Raw genomic sequence first — 5,344 nt, 5'->3', positions numbered from 1 at the left:
CTGTGGCCAGCCAGATCTCGTCAATGCGGATCATGGTATCAGTTCGCGTAGAAACGCCGCGCACTGCTGACCTTGATCGGCGGGCCACTCCACGACAACCGAGCCGCCGGCTCGTGGAATCTCGATTCGGATGGTGCGATTCTTATCGGCAGGCTTCCTTCTACTTGCTTCGACTCTCTGATCCAACGCCGAAGCTGGTTGGCGTTGAGGTCATTATCCAGGGCAATACGAGAAACAGACGCACCCGGGCTGTGGCACTCGGCCACCAGCCGCGCTTTAAATTCCGGGGAGTGTCGACGGCGTTTTCGGTAAGGGCGGGTTACGCTTACGTTGTTCATAGATAGTGTCCACTAAAGAATAAGTGGACACTATCTTGAAGGCTGCGGAATCAGGCTCAAGATGGGTTTGCCGGACGTGTACAGCGAAGTGGCGGTTAATCACGGTTATTTAAATCCTGCAACAGAGTACTCCAATCCCGTGACCTCAGTCTGAGCTAAGTTTTCCGGTTCATCCTCTTCATTACACCAAAACCGGTGCCTTATTGGAGAATTCAAATGAACAAACGCCTAAGACTTTTATTGCTTTGTAGCGCTTTAACCGTGACTGCGATCCCCGCATTTGCTTCTGGCGATATCGAAACAGACGAGCCGTCCATTTCCCAGGCAAAGATTTCTTTGCAGGAGGCTATTCAGGTTGCCGAACAGCATTCCGGTGGCAAGGCCTCTCGTGCCGAGTTTGAGCAGACGGCTAATGGGCCTGCGTTTGATGTCGAGATCATCAAAGGAAAGCAAACGCTTGACGTTCGCGTCGATCCGATGACGTCAAAGGTACTTTCGTCTGAAATGGATCGGGAAGATAACGATCAGTCGTCGGATCCTATAGATTAATTTCGTTGCATTTTGCCTTGGAAACGATTGACCGGATGCGCAACAATCTCCAAGGGATGTCACTTGGAATTATGGAGGTCGGATGCGCGTTCTTTTAGTCGAAGATGATCCCATGATCGGTGATGTGCTGGAGCAAACCCTCCGGGAATCATCGTATGCCGTCGACTGGGTTCAAGATGGTGAAGCGGCGATCAATGCCGCTTCACTGCAGCATTACGATATTGTTCTGCTTGATCTTGGCTTGCCCCGGAAAAATGGGCAGCAAGTACTTGAGGCCCTTCGAGGCATGCACCTGGATACGCCGGTACTCATTATCACGGCCCGTGACGGTCTTGACGATCGTATTCGGGGACTGGATGCCGGTGCTGACGACTACGTTATCAAGCCCTTTGATATGGCCGAAATCATGGCGCGCATGAGAGCCCTTTTCCGACGCACGGGTGGCAGCGCTGACCCCGTGCTGACGAATGGCCGGCTTTCACTGAACCCGGTAACGCGGAACGCTCAAGTGGAAGGCCAGTCGGCCGTGCAATTATCCAGTCGTGAGTTCTCACTTGTTCAGGCCCTGTTGGTGCGGCCTGGCGCTATTCTCTCGCGATCTGCGCTGGAGGATCGAATCTATGGATGGGAAGAGGAAGTTGAAAGTAATGCGGTGGAATATCTCATCCATTCAGTCCGTAAAAAGCTGGGTGCCGAAACCATTAAAAATGTCAGAGGCGTTGGATGGGTGATCGCAAAAAATTCATGAACGTGTCTCTCCAGTTCAGACTCTCATTCTGGCTATCCTGTGCCATTGTCGCAGTAGCCGTAGTTGCAGGCACCTTCTCGTTCGTGACCGCCTTCGGTGAGGCCAATGAGCTACAGGACGACATCCTCCGCCAGGTCGCCATTCTTGCAGATCGTCATCACGCGACGTTTACAGAAGAGCCAGCGAATGCCGAAGGCTCATTCCCAAGCATCGAGAATCGTGTGTTTATTAAGCCGCTCGGCCGAGCGACGCCCCACGACAGGGTGACTCCGGAATTGCCATCCCAGCTTTCTGATGGTTTTCAGGATATTCAGCTTCACGATCGTTCTTATCGAATCTATGTCAAAACGCTTAAGTCGGGCACGCGGGTCGCCGTTGGCCAGGAAGTGGCCGTCCGTGACGAAATCGCAAGGGACGGCGCTTTGCGAACCCTATTGCCGTTTCTGATTCTGATGCCGATTCTGCTATTGCTGGCTCGCGATATCATTAAAAAGATGTTCCGACCCCTGTCACGTCTGGCCAAGGAACTTGATGAGAGTAAAGGCCGGACCGTAAGTGCACTTCCTGAAACCGATCTGCCTGAAGAAATCCGCCCGTTCGTCGTCGCGATCAATCGGCTTTTTGCGAGAGTAGCTGAGTCAGTGTCAGTTCAAAGGCGATTTATAGCCGATGCGGCCCATGAACTCAGAACGCCACTGACCGCACTGTCTCTGCAGGCCGAACGCCTGAATGAGAGTGAAATGTCGTCTATAGCCCACAAACGATCCAACGACCTCCGTGGCGGCATCCAGCGCACCCGTCACCTGGTGGACCAATTGCTCACCTATACGCGCGTTCAGGACTACAAGGGTGTTGTTGAGCCTGGCGTAATGGTCAACACATCTCTTCAAACCCTGCTCGAAGATCTTTTTCCCCTTGCGCAGTCTGCCGGTATCGATCTTGGGGTCGGGCAGGGCGGGGATCTGGACGCTTATCCTGACCTATGGGTTTCAGCCAGTGAGACAGAGCTCAATACCGTGCTGACGAACCTGGTCATGAATGCTATCCACTACACGCCCCGCGGTGGCGAGGTGGATCTGGATGCTCGCGAGGATGGAACATCTGTACTCATCACGGTGAGTGATACGGGCCCAGGCATTCCGCTTGAAGAGCGTGAAAGGGTATTCGATCCATTCTATAGAATTCTTGGCACGGGTCAGCCTGGATCAGGACTTGGTTTATCGATTGTAAAGTCAATTTGTGACCGTCTAAACGCGTCCATTCGATTGGACTATGCAAACGCGCAAAGAGAGACAGGGCTCATGGTCAGTATACGTATGCCGAAATCCTGATCGCATCCTGTCAGCCATGACACCGCAGCCGTCAAGATAAGCCCAGTTCATCAATCAACTCCCCGAGTCGTTGGCGCCCCTCTTTATTCAAGGCTTTGAGCGGCAGCGGCAAACACGGATCTTCAACGAGTCCCTGCAATTGTGCAGCGGCCGCGACAACGCGCAAACTGCCGCCAAACTCGCTGAATAACGCCCACAGCGGCTGCAATCTTTCCGATAACCGCGTCGCTTCCTGCGCGTTCCCGGCCTGCGCTGCGCGCGTAATCGCAAGTGCGGTGGTGGGGAACACTCCCCCGATCACCGAATACCAAGCATCGCAGCCGGCATTCAGTCCGTTTGCCGCACAGCCATCTCCGCTGATGCCCACAGTGATGTGTGAGGGAATCTGTGCGCGAAGTCGTTCAACCCTTGATCTTGCCTCAAGGGGATCCTCGGGCACTCCGGGAATCTTGATAGACGCCACGTTCGGAAGTTGCGCGATCTGGCCATGAAGCTCGTCACTGAACACAAACTGCGTGGTCGCGGGATTATCGTAAACACAAAGCGGTATCGACAGCGCGTGCGTTATGGCTTCGTAGAGCCCGAAAACTTCCTCTGGAAGCAGTTTCTGATACGACATTGGAGCCATCAGCACCCCGGATACACCGGCAGCCTCTGCATCTTCAGCCAGAGTAAGTACGTCGCGCGTGCGCAGTGCGCCAATACCCACCATCACCGGGATATTGCCTGCGTGTTCCACTGCAAGTCTCAGCGCACGCGCACGCTCTGCCATGGTCAGGTAAGCGTAGTTTCCGGTGGAGCCCAGCACGCAGATTGAATCGACGTTGGCCGTGACGAGCCGCCCAATCAATCGAACAAACGCCGCCTCGTCTAAACCGCGCTCGTTCATCGGGGTCAGGGGAAATGCGCTCAGGCCGCAAAACATACTGGATGCTCCTGACGTGGTTGAAATGATGAATGGCCAAACAGGTACACTTAGTCCCCTTACCGTTGAGCACCAGGCTTGAAGAGCTTATACCAAGCGATTAAGCCCGCTATACACCCGAAGCCTAGCAAAGCGAAGAAATCTGCGACGGAAACGTCGCCAACCATAGACATCAGCCCAAAGAAAACTAAAAAAAATGTCCCAATGGTGCCGATAACTCTTAAAGTCATATTTTAATCCTCGAAATTTGTGGACTTACAAAATGCTGAGCGACGCGGCGTACCTCAGGCGTCTGAACTCCGTGGTTTTTTAGCTGTGCTTCGCCAACTTATGCAGCAGGCTCATTTTTACGGCCGGCCATTCGAGGTTAATTATTGAGAAAACCACAGTATCCCGATACAAATCATCAGGCCCTTTTTGATGATTTCTGAGCACACAGTCTTGTTTTGCGCCCAGGCGGGCTATGGCTTGCCGTGAGGCTTGATTATGCCAATGGGTGCGAAACTCAACAGCAATAGCGTCCAACACCTCAAACGCATGGGTTAACAATAGCATTTTACATTCGGTATTGATTGACGAGCGCTGAGAGCTTTTTGCATACCACGTATAACCAACTTCCACTCTCTGATTGACCATATCGGCATGACAAAACCGGGTGGACCCAATTATTTTTCCGCTCGCTTTGTCTATGACCATAAATGGAAGAGCCAGCTAGTCTTTTTTGTCTATTGTTATCTCAATAGATTTACTATCACCCGCAAACCACTTCTGAACGTATAGAGTACCGATGACAGGCGCAGTTCCTTCATCAGGGATCTCTTTGTAGCGAACACTGTTTTTTGTCTCTTTCTCGTACTCAAACATTACTATTTTTTTTGACATAAAGTGTTTCCTATAATTGACGTGAAAAGCTTGGCCGCCTCGATAATCCGCGGGCCAGTCGCTATTGGTGATCTCATATTTCTGGAAATTCTTCAAGGCATTCGCAACGTTGCCAGAGATGCACACTAAACCAAAATGGATTTGAATATGTCGCAATTCCAGATACGAAAAGACGATTTTTCCAAGCAGCGCCTGGTTCCTCTCGACGCTGACACTGCCAGCTCACCACTTGCGCCCGGGCAAATCAGACTTGCCGTAGACAGTTTCTCTTTCACTGCCAACAACATTACCTACGCGGCGGCCGGTGACATGCTGGGTTACTGGCAGTTTTACCCACCTGTGGGTGAGGACAGTGCTGGCTGGGGCGTCATCCCGGTTTGGGGTTTTGCAAACGTTACCGACTCCCGCTGCGATCAGATAACCGCAGGGGAGAGGTTATTTGGTTACTTCCCGCCCGCAACACACGTGGTTATGCGGCCCACACGCATTACTGAACATCAACTGATGGAAGGCAGCGCACATCGGGCAGAATTGCCACCGGCTTATAACAGCTACACCCGAATCCCACAGG

At 52.4% G+C, this 5,344-nt stretch carries 8 protein-coding genes; 4 read left to right on the top strand and 4 right to left on the bottom strand.

Annotated features, from left to right (window positions below; all coding sequences use genetic code 11):
• Nucleotides 1–38: 38 nt before the first annotated feature.
• The gene (locus tag ENI00_RS13730; RefSeq protein ID WP_304103498.1) at nt 39–338 is read right to left on the bottom strand and encodes a transposase; all 300 of its coding nucleotides are present in this window, start codon (nt 336–338) and stop codon (nt 39–41) included.
• Nucleotides 339–554: 216 nt separating this feature from the next.
• On the opposite strand from ENI00_RS13730, the gene ENI00_RS13725 reads away from it, so the two are divergent.
• The 3 genes from ENI00_RS13725 (at nt 555) to ENI00_RS13715 (ending at nt 2,966) form a co-directional block, all read left to right on the top strand.
• Nucleotides 555–887 (top strand): PepSY domain-containing protein, encoded by a 333-nt coding sequence (locus ENI00_RS13725; RefSeq protein ID WP_304103495.1) that lies wholly within the window; start codon nt 555–557, stop codon nt 885–887.
• Between the two features lie 82 nt (nt 888–969).
• Nucleotides 970–1,635, top strand: a complete 666-nt coding sequence (locus tag ENI00_RS13720) for a response regulator transcription factor (RefSeq protein WP_304103492.1) — start codon at nt 970–972, stop codon at nt 1,633–1,635.
• A complete protein-coding gene (locus ENI00_RS13715; protein ID WP_304103484.1) occupies nt 1,611–2,966 on the top strand; it encodes an ATP-binding protein in 1,356 nt (451 codons plus the stop codon). The genes ENI00_RS13720 and ENI00_RS13715 overlap by 25 nt, the downstream gene beginning before the upstream one ends.
• Before the next feature lie 31 nt (nt 2,967–2,997).
• Here the strand turns inward: ENI00_RS13715 and ENI00_RS13710 are convergent, their stop codons facing one another.
• The 3 genes from ENI00_RS13710 to ENI00_RS13700 all read right to left on the bottom strand — a co-directional run bounded on the left by ENI00_RS13710 (nt 2,998) and on the right by ENI00_RS13700 (nt 4,773).
• Nucleotides 2,998–3,891, bottom strand: a complete 894-nt coding sequence (locus tag ENI00_RS13710) for a dihydrodipicolinate synthase family protein (RefSeq protein WP_304103481.1) — start codon at nt 3,889–3,891, stop codon at nt 2,998–3,000.
• A 309-nt stretch (nt 3,892–4,200) separates the two neighbouring features.
• The gene (locus tag ENI00_RS13705; RefSeq protein ID WP_304103478.1) at nt 4,201–4,587 is read right to left on the bottom strand and encodes a GNAT family N-acetyltransferase; all 387 of its coding nucleotides are present in this window, start codon (nt 4,585–4,587) and stop codon (nt 4,201–4,203) included.
• A 15-nt stretch (nt 4,588–4,602) separates the two neighbouring features.
• Nucleotides 4,603–4,773 carry a hypothetical protein gene (locus ENI00_RS13700; RefSeq protein WP_304103477.1) on the bottom strand — a complete coding sequence of 57 codons (171 nt, stop codon included), beginning with the start codon at nt 4,771–4,773 and terminating at the stop codon, nt 4,603–4,605.
• Nucleotides 4,774–4,920: 147 nt separating this feature from the next.
• Here ENI00_RS13700 and ENI00_RS13695 point away from each other — a divergent pair.
• The coding region (locus ENI00_RS13695; RefSeq protein WP_304103474.1) for a DUF2855 family protein at nt 4,921–5,344 on the top strand (424 nt) is incomplete at its 3' end.

The sequence above is a fragment of the Marinobacter antarcticus genome (genome assembly GCF_011049865.1).
Lineage (GTDB): Bacteria > Pseudomonadota > Gammaproteobacteria > Pseudomonadales > Oleiphilaceae > Marinobacter > Marinobacter antarcticus_A.
The sequence above is the reverse complement of the archived record's forward strand: the minus strand, read 5'-3'. Positions and strand labels throughout refer to the sequence as shown.